The organism is Plantactinospora veratri (assembly GCF_036421995.1).
Lineage (GTDB): Bacteria > Actinomycetota > Actinomycetes > Mycobacteriales > Micromonosporaceae > Plantactinospora > Plantactinospora veratri.
This window is the reverse complement of sequence record NZ_JAZGQL010000001.1, coordinates 58012-73645: the sequence shown is the minus strand read 5'-3', so window position 1 is coordinate 73645 and position 15634 is coordinate 58012. Positions and strand designations below refer to the sequence as shown.

General features: G+C 71.9%; 15 protein-coding genes. 7 read left to right on the top strand and 8 right to left on the bottom strand.

What is annotated here, in order from left to right; all coding sequences use genetic code 11:
* Window positions 1-7 precede the first annotated feature (7 nt).
* Entirely contained in the window at window positions 8-460 is a 453-nt protein-coding gene (locus tag V1634_RS00320) for an Lrp/AsnC family transcriptional regulator (protein WP_331205694.1), read from the bottom strand.
* Window positions 461-706: 246 nt separating this feature from the next.
* On the opposite strand from V1634_RS00320, the gene V1634_RS00315 reads away from it, so the two are divergent.
* Window positions 707-988 carry a BldC family transcriptional regulator gene (locus V1634_RS00315; RefSeq protein ID WP_331205693.1) on the top strand — a complete coding sequence of 94 codons (282 nt, stop codon included), beginning with the start codon at window positions 707-709 and terminating at the stop codon, window positions 986-988.
* 74 nt (window positions 989-1062) lie between these two features.
* Here the strand turns inward: V1634_RS00315 and V1634_RS00310 are convergent, their stop codons facing one another.
* Complete coding sequence (locus V1634_RS00310; protein WP_331205692.1) at window positions 1063-1692, bottom strand: UbiX family flavin prenyltransferase; 630 nt, start codon at window positions 1690-1692, stop codon at window positions 1063-1065.
* A gap of 193 nt (window positions 1693-1885) precedes the next feature.
* On the opposite strand from V1634_RS00310, the gene V1634_RS00305 reads away from it, so the two are divergent.
* Both V1634_RS00305 and V1634_RS00300 read left to right on the top strand, forming a co-directional pair.
* Window positions 1886-3163, top strand: coding sequence for a terpene synthase family protein (locus V1634_RS00305; RefSeq protein WP_331205691.1), 1278 nt, complete (start codon window positions 1886-1888; stop codon window positions 3161-3163).
* A gap of 62 nt (window positions 3164-3225) precedes the next feature.
* Window positions 3226-3963 carry a GNAT family N-acetyltransferase gene (locus V1634_RS00300; RefSeq protein ID WP_331205690.1) on the top strand — a complete coding sequence of 246 codons (738 nt, stop codon included), beginning with the start codon at window positions 3226-3228 and terminating at the stop codon, window positions 3961-3963.
* An 80-nt stretch (window positions 3964-4043) separates the two neighbouring features.
* Here V1634_RS00300 and V1634_RS00295 read toward each other — a convergent pair whose 3' ends face one another.
* The 5 genes from V1634_RS00295 to V1634_RS00275 form a co-directional block, all read right to left on the bottom strand.
* Window positions 4044-6998: an ATP-binding protein gene (locus tag V1634_RS00295; protein WP_331205689.1), complete on the bottom strand. Its 2955-nt coding sequence runs from the start codon at window positions 6996-6998 to the stop codon at window positions 4044-4046.
* A 173-nt stretch (window positions 6999-7171) separates the two neighbouring features.
* A complete protein-coding gene (gene mqnP, locus V1634_RS00290) occupies window positions 7172-8074 on the bottom strand; it encodes a menaquinone biosynthesis prenyltransferase MqnP (RefSeq protein ID WP_331205688.1) in 903 nt (300 codons plus the stop codon).
* Entirely contained in the window at window positions 8071-9534 is a 1464-nt protein-coding gene (locus tag V1634_RS00285; RefSeq protein ID WP_331205687.1) for a menaquinone biosynthesis decarboxylase, read from the bottom strand. Before V1634_RS00285 ends, mqnP begins: the two co-directional genes overlap by 4 nt.
* A gap of 129 nt (window positions 9535-9663) precedes the next feature.
* Window positions 9664-10068 carry a hypothetical protein gene (locus V1634_RS00280; protein WP_331205686.1) on the bottom strand — a complete coding sequence of 135 codons (405 nt, stop codon included), beginning with the start codon at window positions 10066-10068 and terminating at the stop codon, window positions 9664-9666.
* Window positions 10069-10221: 153 nt separating this feature from the next.
* The gene (locus V1634_RS00275) at window positions 10222-10851 is read right to left on the bottom strand and encodes a LysE family translocator (protein WP_331205685.1); all 630 of its coding nucleotides are present in this window, start codon (window positions 10849-10851) and stop codon (window positions 10222-10224) included.
* A 203-nt stretch (window positions 10852-11054) separates the two neighbouring features.
* Between V1634_RS00275 and V1634_RS00270 the strand changes: the two genes are divergently transcribed.
* The 4 genes from V1634_RS00270 (at window position 11055) to V1634_RS00255 (ending at window position 15059) form a co-directional block, all read left to right on the top strand.
* Complete coding sequence (locus V1634_RS00270) at window positions 11055-11795, top strand: DUF998 domain-containing protein (protein ID WP_331205684.1); 741 nt, start codon at window positions 11055-11057, stop codon at window positions 11793-11795.
* 60 nt (window positions 11796-11855) lie between these two features.
* Window positions 11856-12230 (top strand): YciI family protein, encoded by a 375-nt coding sequence (locus tag V1634_RS00265; RefSeq protein ID WP_331205683.1) that lies wholly within the window; start codon window positions 11856-11858, stop codon window positions 12228-12230.
* 128 nt (window positions 12231-12358) lie between these two features.
* Window positions 12359-13708: an RNA polymerase sigma factor gene (locus V1634_RS00260; RefSeq protein WP_331205682.1), complete on the top strand. Its 1350-nt coding sequence runs from the start codon at window positions 12359-12361 to the stop codon at window positions 13706-13708.
* Window positions 13701-15059: an MFS transporter gene (locus V1634_RS00255; protein WP_331205681.1), complete on the top strand. Its 1359-nt coding sequence runs from the start codon at window positions 13701-13703 to the stop codon at window positions 15057-15059. The genes V1634_RS00260 and V1634_RS00255 overlap by 8 nt, the downstream gene beginning before the upstream one ends.
* Window positions 15060-15137: 78 nt before the next feature.
* Here the strand turns inward: V1634_RS00255 and V1634_RS00250 are convergent, their stop codons facing one another.
* Window positions 15138-15566, bottom strand: coding sequence for a VOC family protein (locus tag V1634_RS00250; protein WP_331205680.1), 429 nt, complete (start codon window positions 15564-15566; stop codon window positions 15138-15140).
* Between the last annotated feature and the right edge of the window lie 68 nt (window positions 15567-15634).

Genomic DNA, 15634 nt, shown 5'->3' with positions numbered 1-15634 from the left:
GGCCGGGTCAGGACGGGGACAGTGGCTGGGGACGGTTCTCCCATTTCGTCGAGAGTGCGACCGCTGTCCGGGTCGAGGCGACTCCGGCTGTCCGGTTCAACCGCAGGATGAGCTGTTCCAACTCGGCAATTGTGCCAACTCGCGCCTTGAGCAGGAACGATTCCACTCCGGCCATGAAGTAACAGGATTCGATTTCCGGCATGCCCCGGATCGCCTCGAGTACGTCGTCGGTGTCGCCGCCGGAGTCCTGCACGATGCCGATCAGCGCGGTGACGCCGAGCCCGATCGCCTCCGGCTCGACGTCCGCCCGGTAGCCGCGGATGACTCCGCCCGCCTCCAGCTTGCCCACCCGCTCGTGCACGGCCGGTGCGGAGAGGCCGACCTGCCGGGCCAGTTCGGCGTAGGAAAGGCGGGCATTGCCGCGCAGCAGCTCGACGAGGCTCAGGTCGATCGCGTCCACGATCTGAGACCCTAGTCCGGGTGGGAACGGGGCTCCCGGGGTGGGCAGCATTGTTGCTGACATAGCGGTTAAATGCCGTAAATCGTCCGGCCTAACCTCACACACAGTACGTTTTCGCGTTTGCCGGACACGACACTCCGGCGGTGTTGTAATTGCCGTACGTCCCTTAAACGAAGGCTCTGGCAAGCATGTGTTCTGGGGGCGGTCCTACCAGTCCGGGGGCTTCGTAGACGCGAGGAGGGGGCTGTGGACACTGGAGATCGTCTGCTGACACCGGGCGAGGTGGCAGCGCTCTTCCGCGTCGATCCGAAGACCGTCACACGCTGGGCCGCGGCCGGGCGTATCGGCAGCATCCGAACACCGGGCGGACATCGCCGCTTCCGCGAGTCGGAGGTACGCGCGCTGCTCGAGGGTGAGGGCATGCTCGACGAGGTGGACGAGGGCATCGCGAACCGGCCCCGCAACGCCGGACCGGCCACCCCGGGTGGCCCTGGCCCGACCGGCGCCGGGAACGTCGGCCTGCACTGACCGGGCACTGATCCGCACGGACCCGGCGCGACACCCGCGCCGGTTCCCGTGGGTGCGGACCGGCCCGGAGGGGTTCAGTCCCGATCGGCCCCCAGCTCGCCGGACCAGCGCCGGAACAGGGAGTGCGGCACGCCGAGCGCGTCGAGCACCTTTCCGGCCACGAAGTCGACGAGCTGCCGAGCGGAGGCGGCGGCCCCGGCACCGTAGAAGCCGGGGCTCGCCGGCAGGACCACCGCACCGGCATCGTGCAGGGTGATCAGGTGCTCCAGGTGGCTCCGGGTGACCGGGGTCTCCCGGGGCACCACCACCACCGGCCGGTGCTCCTTGAGGTTCACCTCGGCGGCCCGTTGCAGCAGGTCCTTGGAGAGGCCGATCGCGATCCCGGCGCACGCCGCCGTACTCGCCGGCACCACCACCATGCCCCGGGTCGGGTACGACCCGCTGCTCGGCCCGGCCGCGAGATCCCCGGCCGGCCAGTACGCCACGTCGGCGCCGGCCAGGTCCCGCCCGAGCCAGGCGGCGAGGTCGTCCTTCCAGTGCGCGTCCCGGAAGGGACGGCCGGTCTCGTCCAGGATCGTCAACCGGGCCGCCCGGGAGACGACCAGGTCCACCGGCTCACCCGCGTCGAAGAGCCCGCCGAGCACGGCGGCCGGATATGGCGTACCCGACGCTCCGGAGACGCCGACCACCCACGGCCTTCTCATGCCCACCAGCCTGCCGCAAGCTCCCGAGGCGGCACCGACCGCCCCCGGCCGTGACCTGCCGGAGGGTCCGGCTGCGCGACCGGATCATCACCCATTGCGAAATAGGACGTACCCGACGGCGATCACAGACAGGCCCGAAACTGCCATGCTGCTCACGTTGTGCCCGAGCGATGCGGGACGAAAGGGGCCGGGCATGTACGGGATCAGCTCGTGGGCGGCCGAGCTGAGGTGTCCGATACCGGCGCGCCTCTGCCCACACGCCGACGCGGTGCAGGAGTGGCTGGTCGACTGGGCCGACCGGATCATCGGCCCGCTCGACGCGGCCGGCCGGGACCGGTTGGCCCGCGGCCGAGTCGCCCGGTACGCCGGCCGGCTCTACCCGGGCGCGAGCGAGGCCGACCTGCGGGTCATCGCCGCACTCTTCACCTGGTTCTTCCTGCTCGACGACGCCTGCGACGCCACCCGGCGCCCCCGGCCGGCCGAGGTGGCCGCGCTCTGCGACGGGGTACTGCGGCTGCTCCGGGCCGCACCGGCACCGCCAGCCCGGCAGGCACAGCCGGGACCACCGGTCGGCACCGGGCGGCCGGTGCCGACCACCGCCGGCCCCGGGAACCCGGCGGTCGAATGGGTGGCCAGGCCGGGCCGGGCGGGGCACCCGGGCGTCCCGCAGCCCCGCCCGGCACCGCAGCAGGCCGCCGGTCCGGGGCAACCCCGGCAGGCCCGGCAGCAGCCGACATCCTCTCCGCAGCCGCGCACGGGGCAGCAGCCAGCCGCCCCGACGGCGGGTTCCCGGGCCGCCAACCAGCCGGCGACCCGGCTGACGGCCCCGGCGCAGAGCCGGGCGGCGAACCGGGCGGCACCCCGGTCGGAGGCGTTCGACGGACCGCTCCGGCGGATGCTGACCGACGCCTGGCAGGTCCCGAGCCACCGGATGCCGGCGGCCTGGCGGGACCGTTTCGTCGACGCGGTGGCGCACCACCTGGACGGCGTGGTAATCGAGGCGACCAACAAGGCGAACGGGCGGCTGCCCAGCGTCGCCGAGTACGTGCCGCTGCGCCGGGCGACCTCCGCCGCGTACGTCTCGTACGCCCTGATCGAGTTCGCGACCGGGCAACGGGTGCCGGACGCCGTCTACCACCACCCGGCGGTACGCGCCGTCGCCGACACCGCCAACGACCTGCTCTCCTGGTTCAACGACCTGCTGTCGCTGGAGCGGGACGCGGCCACCTCCGGCGGGCACAACCTGGTGCTGGCGGTGGCCCGGGAGGAGGGGATTCCGGTCGAGGCGGCGATCGAGGCGGTCGTCCGGCGGTGGCGGCAGAGCATGCGGCGCTTCGTCGAGCTGCGCGACGCCGTACCGTCGTTCGGCCCGGCGCTGGACGGGCCGCTGCGGCAGTATCTGGACGGGCTGGCCAACTCGGTGCGCGGCACCATGGACTGGTCGCTGGAGAGCGGCCGCTACCGCTCCTAGCCCCGACTGTCGGACCGTTCGGGGGCTTGCGGGTCGCCGGAGCCGGCTTGGAGGATGGCCGGGTGAGCGCCCCGGCAGTCGGCTCCCCCGGTGACCACGTCCAGGTCCACGACCTCGTGGCGGACTACGATCCCGACCTGTTCCGGCGGGCGTACGAGGAGGTTCTCGAACCGAACTTCCCCGCCGACGAGCTGGAGACGGCGGAGAGCCTCGGCGGCCGGATGGCCTCCGGCGACCCCTCGACGTTCGCCGCGGTCGCCCTCACCGACGGCGTACCGGTCGGCGTGATGATCGCCGACTGTTTCGCCGACTCCCGGGTGCTGCTGCTGAGCTACCTCGCGGTCCGCCCGGGCCAGCGCGGCGGCGGGATCGGCTCGACCCTGCTGCGTGTGCTGCCGACCTGGCGGGAGCGGGCCGACGCGGTCGTCGCGGTCGCCGAGGTCGAGGACCCCCGTTTCCACTCGGCGGGGCCGCACGGCGACCCGGTCAAGCGGCTCCGGTTCTACGGCCGGGCCGGTTTCCGGCTGGTGCCGAGCCCGTTCGTGCAGCCCCGGGTCCGGCCGGGCGCCGAACGGGTGGGCGGGATGCTGCTGCTCGCCGCCACCGGAGCCGAGACACTCCCCCGGCAGACCGTGCGCGACTTCGTCACCGAGTACTACACGGATTCGGAGGCGGTCGACGAGTCCGAGGACATGGCGTACGCGGGACTGCTGGCCCGGCTGGACGGCGAGCCCGACCCGCTGGTCCTGCTGGCCCCCGAGCAGTACGCCGAGGTGCCGCCGCTGCGGGTCGACGGCTAGCTGCCGCGACGGGACATCCGGGTACGCCGGCCGCCGGCCCCTCGACCGGCGACCGCCGCGCTATCCGGTCGACGACTCCGCTATCCGGGCGACCGCTGGGCGTGAATCCGGTCGGCCAGAGCGATCGCCAGCTCCAGCTCGGCGGGGATGTCGAGGTCCCACCGCTCCACCACATCGCCCCAGTACTCGGCGAACTCCGACTCCCGCAGATGCAGCTCCGTGTCGAGTGCGTTGCGGGGGAAGAGTCCGGTCAGCACCGTTGACCGGATGTCGCCCGGGGCCGCGCCTCCGGTCGGCGCGACCAGCGCGGCAATGATCTCCTCCCGATCGGTCCGGTCCGCCGACTCGCGGGCCCGGCCGGTCGCCCGGTCCGAGATCTCCTGGTAGAAGCGCTGGGTGTACTCGTCGGGCGCGTTGACACTGTGGTCGAGGGCGTTGTCGGTGCGCTGGAACAGGAAGGCGTGCCGGACCGCGAGCCCGTACTCGGTGGCGGCGGTGACCGGATCACCCGGCCAGCAGAGGTCGCCGAGGCAGCGGTGCAGGTTCGCCAGCAGCTCCGAGTCGACCTCGCCCTCCGGCCCGTCGGCCATCTCCCGGGCCAGCCGCAGCGCCTGACCGACCCGGGTCGCCGCCGCTGCCGGATCATCGGCGGAAAGCCCGATGTCGCCCCACTCGTAGTAGAACCAGGCGGTCATCACGTCGTCGCCCAGCTCCAGGAAATCCGGTTCGAGCTTGCGGTACTCCTCGGCGGCCTGATCCGGTCGGTCGTCGTACCAGAGCGCGTGGGCGTCGAAGAGTCGCAGGTAGAGCGAGGTGCGGAAGCGGCTCTCCTGGATGTCGGCCGGCAACCGCGGGTCCCGCCAGCCGCCGCGCAGCCCGCAGACCTCGCGGACCGCCCGCAGCGCCCGCCGCACCTCGGTCCAGTGTGCACCGGCTGGCTTGGCGGGGCCGGGCAGGTAGTTGAGGTGGAACCGGTGCAGTTGACGCAGCAGCTTCCGGTCGTCGTCGTCCTGGGCCGCCGACTCCCAGCTCTCCAGCAGGTGGTGGCAGAACGGGAAGTCGACGTAGAGACCCCACCACCAGAAGGCCTCCATGAAGATGAGCACGAACCGGGTACGGGTCAGGTAGCGCTCGTCCGGGAGTTGGGCGCAGTGGTAGAGCCACTCGGTCTCGTACGCCTGCCAGACCGGGTCCTCGTACTTGTACCAGGAGCCGTACGCCTTGTCGGTCTTGTCCTCGAACTCGGTGATCAGCTCGAAGTAGTGGGCTGCGGCGGCCCGGTGGATCGGCCTCCACCGCTGCGGATAGAGCCGGGCCATCCGCGCGGCGAGGGCCGGACGGATGAACTCGTGCACCCGGAACCGTGTCCCGTCGGAGGCCCGGTCGAGGAGGCCGAGCCGCTGGAACTCCGCGATGACGCTGCTCGCGTCGAGTGCCGCCCGCTCCGCCCCGGCCGGCCCCTCGTCAAGATCCGCGTCGGTCTCCAGGACTCGTTGCAGCAGTGGGGGGTCGAAGGAGTTCAGCAGCGCGGCCACCTCGACCGCCCGCAGCAGTGCCCGCCGCCGACGGCCGAGGATCGCCTCGACCAGACGGGCGACGTTCAGCTCCCCGTCGGCGGAGAGGCGCGCCAGTACCGCACGCAGTTGATCGGGTTGCCGGGCCTCCTCCCCACGCTCCTGGATGAGCCGGTGGACCAGCCCGACGGCGGACGGATGGCCGCCGGTGAAGTCGTGCACCGCCTCGGCCAGCTCCGTGGTCGCTCCGCCGCCCAGGTGGTGCCGCAGGTATTCCCCCACCTCGCCGGTGGAGAGCAGCGGCAGTTCCTCCGAGCGGTTCGGGTCCACCAGGCTCCGGACATGCTCGGCGTAGTCGCGGGGAATGAGCGGCACGACGACGAGGGTGTTCGGCAGCCGCCAGGCGAGCCCGACCAGCCACTGCCCCACCGCGTCGTCGATGAGCGTCTCGAACCCGTCCAGGACCACCACGGCGCGTCGGCCGTTCAGCCAGGCCTGCCAGTCCGCGATGAACGCCTCGTCGATCAGCCACTGCGCCCTCCGGGCCCGGTCCACGACGGCGGCCGCCGTTTCCGTGACAGTGATGTCGATCCGGGTGTCCGTCCGTCCGAGGGTGGACGCGGAAACTTCGTTGGTGACCCGTACCAGAGCCTCGCCGGCCGTCTTCGCCGTGCCGATGGCCTGGACGAACCCATCGAACTGGTGGTCCTCCCCGTCCGATCCGGGCGGCCGGACCTCGGACAGGTTGCCGAGGAGGTTCGACGACCGCTCCAGCAGCAGGCCGGCCGCGGTCGGGGTGAGGTCGTCGCCGTACTGGCCACTGAGCGATTCGGAGAGGCCGTACCTGTCGACGAGCATCGCCCCCTCCGTAGGCACCCGCAGGACGTCCGGCGCGTCCCGAGCCAGCCGGTCGTGCAGTTGCCGCAGGAACGCCGACTTGCCCATGCCGTGCCCGCCGAGTACCGCAAAGATCCCGGTCTCGCCATTGTGGATTTTCTGGGTGATCCGGTCGAGCTGGGCGTCGCGGCTCACCATTCCGTCGACCACCCGGGCCTTCAGCCGCACGCCCGACGAGGTGCCGCCGGCACCTGGCCGGGCAGGCGCCGGGGCACCGACCGGCGCAGCCGGTCCCGGCGGAGCCGGCGGAAGCTGCCCGGTCGGCCCGGCCTGCCGGGGCGGTGGCGACTGGTTCTCGACCCCGGCGTCCTCGACGATCCCGCCGGCTCGGGCCGAGATCTCGTTCCGGCTGCCGCTGGCGGCGCGGACCAGCACCCGCCGTACCCGGCCGAGCAGGCCCGCCCGGATCACGGTGACGGAATCCGGCGCGGCACCCGCCGCAGGCGCGGATCGTCCGGCCAGCAGCGGGACGAGACCGACGATCGCCGCGAGGAGGCTGCCGACCCCGACGACCACGCTGGCCACCTCACGGCCGCGCAACCACCAGACGACGGCGGTCGCTACCAGTATCGCCGCCACGACGAATCCGCCGACGACCCAGCTCTTACGCTCACTCCTCGTCACCGCGTCAATATTGATGCGTACAGGGAGGAGTGTCGATAGTCCTAGCGAGTAGTTGCCGCCGTCCGATACGCCGCCGGACACCTACCATCGTGCCCGCGACTGCTCCGGTCCGATGTGGTGGGTCGACCGGAGGTAGGTACCGGGCGCACCACGAGCCGCTCCGGACCCGCCGCCTAGCCGGCGAGGTGGAGCCGGACCACCAGGTCGAGCAGGGCGAAGACGAACAGGGCGATCCCGACGAAGCCGTTGGCGGTGAAGAAGGCCCGGTTGACCCGGGACAGGTCGGTCGGGCTCACCACCACGTGCTGATAGCCGAAGGCGAGCGCGGTCAGCGCCAGCCCGACCCACCAGAGCCAGCCGAGTCCGACCAGTTCGCCGTACCAGAAGAAGAGGCCGAACGTCACGACGTGGGCCACGGTCGACGCGTGCAGAGCGAACCGGAGGCCGTAGCGGGCGGGGACGCTGCGCACCCCGATCCGGCGGTCGACGTCGATGTCCTGGCAGGCGTAGATCAGGTCGAAGCCGCCGATCCAGAGTCCGACCGCCGCGCCGAGCAGCCAGGCCGGGCCGGAGCCGTCGAAGGTGCCGGTCACCGCGAGCCAGGCGCCGACCGGGCCGACCGCCTGGGCCAGGGCCAGGATCGCGTGCGGCCAGTCGGTGAACCGCTTGCCGTACGGGTAGACCACCAGCGGGATCGCGGCGAGCGGGGCGAGGGCCAGGCAGAGCGGGTTGAGCGCGGCGGCGGCACCGAGGAAGACCGCCAGTGCGACGACGGCGCCGGTCCAGGCCGTCCGGACGCTCACCGCCCCGGTCACCAACTCCCGCCCGGCGGTACGCGGATTGCGCGCGTCGATCCGCCGGTCGATGATCCGGTTCGCCGCCATGGCGAAGGTCCGCGCCCCGACCATGGCGATGGTGATCAGCAGCAGGTCGAGCCAGCGCACCTGCCCGCCGTGCCGCTGCATCGCGGTCAGCGCGGAGAGGTAGGCGAACGGCAGCGCGAAGACCGAGTGCTCGATCGCCACCAGCCGGAGGAAGGACTTGACCCGTCCCGGCGACTCCGCCACCGCCGTCATGAGATCCCGTACTCCTTCCAGCGCTTGTCCACCAGGGACCGGATCTCCGGCGACATGGTCATCTCCTCGGGCCAGTCCCGGGTGTAGCCCTCGGTCGGCAGCTTGCGGGTGGCGTCCACCCCGGCCTTGCCGCCCCAGAACTGTTGGTACGACGAGTGGTCGAGGTGGTCCACCGGCCCCTCGGTGAGCAGCAGGTCCCGGGCGTAGTCGACGTTGCCGAAGGCCCGCCAGGCCACCTCGGCGTAGTCGTGCACGTCGCAGTCCTCGTCCACGATCACGATCAGCTTGGTCAGCGACATCAGGTGGGCGCCCCAGATCGCGTTCATCACCTTCTGGGCGTGCTTCGGATAGCGCTTCCGGATCGAGATGATCGCGCAGTTGTGGAAGACCCCGGCGGCCGGCAGGTCGTAGTCGACGATGTCCGGGATCAGCAGCTTGAGCAGCGGTTGGAAGATCCGCTCGGTGGCCTTGCCGAGCCCGTGGTCCTCCTGCGGCGGCTTGGAGGTGATGATCGAGTGGTAGACCGGTTCCCGCTGGGTGGTCATCGCCTCGACGTGCAGCACCGGGAAGGGCTCGACCGGGGTGTAGAAGCCGGTGTGGTCGCCGAACGGTCCCTCCGGCAGCCGTTCGCCGGGTTCGATGTAGCCCTCCAGCACGATCTGGGCGTGCGCCGGCACCTGGAGCGGCACGGTCAGGCAGTCGACCATCTCGACCCGCTCGCCGCGCAGGAAGCCGGCGAAGAGGTATTCGTCGATGTCCCCGGGGAGCGGGGCCGAGGCGGCGTAGCTGACCACCGGGTCGCAGCCGATGGCGATCGCCACCGGCAGCCGCTGGCCGAGACGCTCGGCGACGGCGTGGTGTGCGGTGGAGTCCTTGTGGATCTGCCAGTGCATGCCGAGGGTGTTGTGCGAGTGCTGCTGCAACCGGTAGAGCCCGAGGTTCCGCTTGCCGGTCTCGGGGTGCTTGGTGTGGGTCAGCCCGTAGTTGTGGAAGATCCCGCCGTCACCGGGCCAGACCTGGAGGCCGGGCAACCGGTTCAGGTCGACATCGGCGCCCCGGTAGACCACCTGTTGGCAGGGGGCGGTCTTGACCTTCTTCGGCGGTACGGACTTGAGCTGCATCACCTTGCCCAGCCCCTCGCGGATGCCGGACCAGCCGACCGGCAGTTCCGGCTTGACCAGCGCGCCGATCCGCTCGCCGATCTCGTCCAGCCGGTCGACGCCGAGCGCCATCGCCATCCGCCGCTCGGTGCCGAACAGGTTGATCGCGACCGGCATCTCGCCCCGGGTGGGGCGCTCGAAGAGCAGGGCCGGTCCGTTCGCCCGGACGGTACGGGTGACCACCTCGCTGATCTCCAGCGTCGGGTCGACCGGCACCGGGACCCGGCGCAACTCGCCGGCGCTCTCCAGCGCGGTGAGGAACTCCCGGAGATCGGTGTACGGGAAGCCACGAGCCGCCATGCTCGCTAGTCTGTCGCACCGCCGGCCGGGGTGACACGGCCGGGTCCCCCGCCGTGACCGGGCTCCCGTCGCCGGGTCCCGTCGGCGCGCCCCGGAGCCGCCCTTCGGCCCGGCCCCGGGGCCGCACAGTCAGAGCAGGCCGACGCCGAGCAGCAGGGTGCCGACCGTCAGGCTCGCCCCACCGACTCCCACCAGCCAGATCAGCTTGTTGGGCCGGGTGTCCGAGGGGCGTACGACGGAGAGGAAGAAGCCGATCGGCATCAGGATCGGCGCGGCGACCAGCAGGACCCGGATCAGCGTCCGCATCCCCTCGCCGTAGTCGGCCCGGTCCAGATAGAGGAGCGCGACGAGCGCGAAGAGCACGAGGACCCCCGCGTGGGCGTGTCCGGCGGTCCAGAGCGCCCGCCGGACGGGGTTGTCCAGATAGCCGGGTATCCGCCGGACAAGCTGCATGAGCAGGGACAACCCGCCGAACGCGATGGTCGAGACGGTGATCAGCAGGATGGCGGCGGTGGTCTGGGTGGCGGACGACATCACGGGTCTCCCGGGCGGTAGCAGGAAGCGTAACTTGGCATCGTCAAGATGCCCTGGCGATGGGCATCTTGTCAACAGCAAGACTCCTTTTCGCGACGTTCGTCCCAAAGGCGGCCGGGCGTGGTCAGCCGGTCAGGCCCGCTCGGTGGCGCGTCAGGCCCGCTCGGTGGCGAGCCGGACGCTGAAGCCGAGCATCGCGACACCGGTTCCGGCGTCCATCGCCCGCCGTACCCGGCGCCGGGACAGCACCCGGCGGGCCCGGTGCAGCAGCCCGACCAGGGTCAGCAGATAGAGCAGCGAGAGCACCGCGTGACTCAGCGCGAACAGCAGCAGTACGGCCAACGGGGCGCGATGCCCGACGAACTGCGGAAGTACCGCGAGATAGAAGGCCAGCACCTTGGGGTTGGTGATGTTGGACAGGAACCCCTGTCGCCAGCCGGCGAGCGCCTCTCCCGGCGGATCGGTCTGGTCCCCGCCGATCGGGGCGTACCGGCCGAGCCAGGCCGAGCGGAGCGCCTGGAGGCCGAGGAAGGCGAGGTAGCCGACTCCGACCCACTTGATCGTCTGGAAGAGCGGCTGGGACCGTACGATCACCGCCCCCAGGCCGGCCGCGGCCGCACTGCCCTGTACGGCGTTGGAGCAGGCGACGCCGACCGCGCTCCACCAGCCCCGCCCGCGACCAGCGGCGAGGGTGTTCCGGGTGACGACCGCGAAGTCCGGGCCGGGCACCACGATCAGCACCACCGCGAAGACCAGGAAGCTGCCATAGGTCGTCCAGGACATGATTCCGAGCCTACGACCGCACCCCGGGTACGGCACGCGACCGGCGGATCTGCCCAGCTCAGCGCCGCGCCAGCCGGGTACCGGAAAATTTCCTCGAAGAGAATCGGGCCGACCTGTCGGATCCGCCGTCGCCCGTTCGAGGCAGGGATAGCGACCGGTCCGGGTGCCGAACCCCGGACCGGCGGAACCCGAGGAGGACGACGATGAACCGGCCCAGCACGACGGCGAAGCGGCACAGCACGACAGCACAGCGGCACAGCACCGGTCCCGGGGCGGCCGGCCAGCCGTGCGACCCGGCGAGCAGCGTCACGAGGACGCTGTTGGCGTACGGCGTACTCGCCGGGCCGGGCTACGTCCTGGTGTCGCTGGCCCAGGCACTCACCCGGGACGGATTCGACCTGACCCGGCACGCCTGGAGCCTGCTGGCCAACGGCGCGCTCGGCTGGATCCAGATCGGCAACCTGGTCGTGACCGGGTTGATGACCTGCGCACTCGCGCTCGGACTGCGCCGCAGCCTCACCCCGGGCACCGGGGCGGGCTGGGCACCCCGGCTGATCGGGGCGTACGGGATCAGCCTCGTCGCGGCCGGGGCGTTCCGGGCGGACCCGGCGCTGGGCTTCCCGATCGGCACCCCGGAGACGGGTACGGCGGTAACGTGGCACGGCACGCTGCACTTCCTGGCCGGTGGCATCGGCTTCGGCTGCCTGGTCGCGGCCTGCCTGGTCGTCGGCCGGCGGTTCTCGGCCGAGGGGCGGCGAGGCTGGGCGGCCTTCTCCCGGTCGACCGGTGTGCTGTTCCTCGCCGGCTTCCTGGCGATGGCGGCCGGCGGCGGAGCCGTCTGGTCCAACCTCGCCTTCACCGGAGCGATCGTGCTGGCCTGGGTCTGGGTCTCGGCCCTGGCGGCCCACCTCTACCGTCGGGCCACCCCTGCCCCGGCCGCCTGAGCCGAGCGGCACCCCGGTACGCCCCGACCGCGAATCCCCAACCGACCGAAGGAGAACGAGATGCGTTATCTGGCACTGTTGCGGGCCACTCGGACCACGGCCCCGCCGCCGCCCGGGCTGATGGAGGCGATCATGCAGCTCGGCGAGGAGGCGACCGCCGCCGGTGCCCTGCTCGACCAGGGCGGACTGGCCCCGAGTGCGGAGGGGTCCCGACTACAGGTCGCCACCGGCAGGCTCAGCGTGACCGACGGGCCGTTCACCGAGGCGAAGGAGACGATCAGCTACGCGCTGTACGAGGTGCGTGCCAAGGAGGAGGCTGTCGAATGGGTCTCCCGGTTCCTGCAACTGCACCGCGACATGTGGCCGGGCTGGGAGGGCGAGGGTGAGGTACTCCGGGTCTTCGGGCCGGAGGACTTCGCACCCCCACCGGCCTGACCTCCCCAGCGGCCTGCACCCCACCGGCCCGCCCCTCCACCGGGAGTGGATTTCAGGCGGACCTTGCTGACCTGTCGTCGTCGGAACGGCAACGGGTCGTCAAGGTCTACGCCCTGGACGGCGGCGGCGTGATTGGATCGGTGGTCGTGGCGGTGGCGGGACGTCGGGAGGCCGGCCGGCAGGCCGTCGAGGCGGTCTGGCGGATCGAGTCCGCCCGGATCGTCGCCGGGGTCGCCCGGCTGGTCCAGGACGTCGGGCTCGCCGAGGAACTCGCCCAGGACGCGCTGGTCCTCGCGTTGGAGCAGTGGCCCCGGGAGGGGATACCGGCGAACCCTGGCGGCTGGCTGATGTCGACCGCCAAGCACCGGGCGGTCGACCTGCTCCGGCGGCGTACGACGTACCAGCGGAAGCTTCAGGAGCTGGGGCGGGAGGTGAGCAGCCGGCCGGACCCGACCGAGGCGGAACTGGCCGCCGCGCTGGACCCCGATCGGATCGACGACGACCTGCTTCGGTTGATCTTCATCGCCTGCCACCCGGTGCTGCCCACCGAGGGACGGGTGGCGTTGACGCTGCGGCTGCTCGGCGGGCTGCGTACCGACGAGATCGCCCGGGCGTTCCTGGTGCCGGAGCCGACGGTCGGGCAGCGGATCACCCGGGCGAAACGTACCCTCGCCGCGAAGCGCGTACCGTTCGAGCTGCCGCCCCGGGCCGAGCTGGCCGACCGGCTCGGCTCGGTGCTGGAGGTGGTCTACCTCGTCTTCAACGAGGGCTACTCGGCGACCGCCGGTGCCGACTGGACCCGGCCGGCGCTCTGCGCCGAGGCGCTGCGGCTCGGCCGGATCCTGGCCGGGCTGATGCCGGAACAGGCCGAGGTGCACGGCCTGGTGGCGCTGCTGGAGTTGCAGGCGTCCCGGATCCCGGCCCGGACCGGGCCGGACGGCGAGCCGATCCTGCTGCCCGACCAGGACCGTCGGCGCTGGGACCGGCTGCTGGTCCGGCGCGGCCTCGCCGCCCTGGACCGGGCCGAGTCGCTGGGCATCGGCCCGTACACCCTCCAGGCGGCGATCGCGGCCTGCCACGCGCGGGCCCGGACCGCCGCCGACACCGACTGGGTACGCGTCGCCGCGCTCTACCGGGTGCTGGTGCACGTGTCGCCGTCGCCGATCGTCGAGCTGAACCGGGCGGTCGCGCTCGCCAACGCCACCGGCCCGGCCGACGGCCTGGCCATCGTCGAGACGCTGGTCGACGAACCCGTCCTGGCGGGTTATCCGCAGCTACCCGCCGTCCGGGGCGACCTGCTGGCCCGGCTGGGACGGCACGACGAGGCCCGGCGCGAGTTCAGCCGGGCCGCCGAGCTGACCCGCAACGCCCGGGAACGGACGCTCTTCCTCGACCGTGCCGCCGAGGCGGCGGGCCGGTCCGGTGGTTACGGAGTGGCCGGCCGGCCACTCCTGCCTGATGATCATTCGCATGTCTGAAGCGCGCCCCGCCGCGACCGTCGGCCGGACCACGGCGGTAGCCGTCGCCACCGGATTGAACTATGGCTACTTCGGGGCGGCGATGGCCGGCGCGCAGCTCTTCCTCACCCCACGGCTCGGACTGGACACCACCGCGCAGGGCAGCCTCTTCGCGGTACCGATCGTCGGCATGATCCTCGGCACCGTGCTCGCCGGTCGACTGGTGGCGGCACTCGGCCGCAAGTACACCCTGCTCTGGATGGCGGTCGGGGCGGCGGTCTTCTCCGCCGCCTCGCCGCTGGTCGCGGAACTGCTCTGGCTGAACGTCACCCGGTTCCTGCTCGGGCTGGTGCTGGGAGTGACCAGCGTGGTGGTACCGATCTTCGTGGCCGAGTCCGCCCCGACCGCCCGCCGGGGCCGGATCGCCGTACTGCACCAGGTGTCCACCATCGGCGGCATCGTCGGGGCGTTCCTGGTGGTATACCTGCTGGCCGACACCGGACAGTGGCGGATCATGCTCGGACTCTCGGCGGTGTTCGGGGTACTCGTGGTGGTGCTGCTGGTCCCGGCGCCGGAGACGCCGCACGGGCTGGCCCTGCGCGGCGACCGCGCGACCCGGGCACCCGGCCCGACCGGCGACCGGACCAACGCGCTGCGCGAACTCTTCGGCCCGGCCTACCGCCCGGTGACGCTGTTCGTGATCGTGCTCGGCACACTGGTCCAGCTCACCGGGATCAGCGCGGTCAGCAACTTCAGTCCGCGCATCTTCGAGGGGATGGGCTTCCGTGGCCCGTTCGCGCTGCTCGTGCTGCCCGCCGTCGTCCAACTCGCCGGCCTGGTCGCGTCGCTCTGCTCCGCCGTCGCGGTCGACCGGCTCGGCCGCCGGGCCACCCTGTTGACCGGTACGGCGGTGATGGCGCTCGGGCACGGCTTGCTGGTCGCCGCGTTCGCCCTGGAGTCGGTCGACGGCTGGAGTACCAGGCTCGGCTTCGGCGGGCTGCTGCTCTTCGCGGTCGGCTTCAACGCCGGGCTCGGCTCACTGGTCTGGGTGTACGCCTCGGAGGGCTACAGCGACCACCTGCGCGGGGCCGGCGCCACCGCCCTGCTGCTGCCCAACCTCACCGCGAACTTCCTACTGGCACAGTTCTTCCTCGGCGCGCTGGTCGGGCTCGGCGGGGTGGCCACCTTCGGGGCACTGCTCGGGATCACGCTGCTGACCTGGGTCTTCCTCTACCTGCGCGCGCCGGAGACCAAGGACCGCAGCCTGGCGGAGATCCACGCGTACTGGCAGAACGGCCGCCGCTGGCCCGACCCGGCCACCTCCCTCAGCCCTGACCCCGACCCCGACCCGGTGGACCGGGTGACGCGATGATTCCTGGCGAGTTGCGGCGCGTCGGTAACCGCAACTCGCCGAGAATCATGGTCGGGACTTCCGCCACCGGGCGGCGTCCTAGGCCGGGGCGGCGTCGGTGGGCAGGGTGAGCTGCCAGGAGACGCCGAAGCGGTCGTTGACCCAGCCGAACTTGGCGCTGAAGCCGTACGAGCCGAGCGGCATCAGCTCCTGACCGCCCTCGACGAGCGCGCCGTAGAGGTGGTCGATCTCCTTCTCCGACCCGCAGGTCACGTAGAGCGAGACCGCCGGGGTGAAGCCGAACTCGTGCCGGACGCTGCTGTCGATGCACATGAACTGCTGACCGGCCAGGGCGAACGTCGCGTGCCGGACGGAACCCTCGGGACCGTCCTGGCCGGGGCCGTACCGGTCGACGGCGAGCACCTCGCCGCCGTCGAAGAGCGACGTGTAGAAGGTCATCGCCTCCTCGGCGTTGCCATCCTGGAACATCAGGAACGTGGTGACCTTCTGGGGCGCGATCGCAGACACTTCGCGGAGCTCCTTCCCGGTACGGGGTGGCAGGGTGGCACGCGCGGTCGGTCGCGCGTACATCCCGA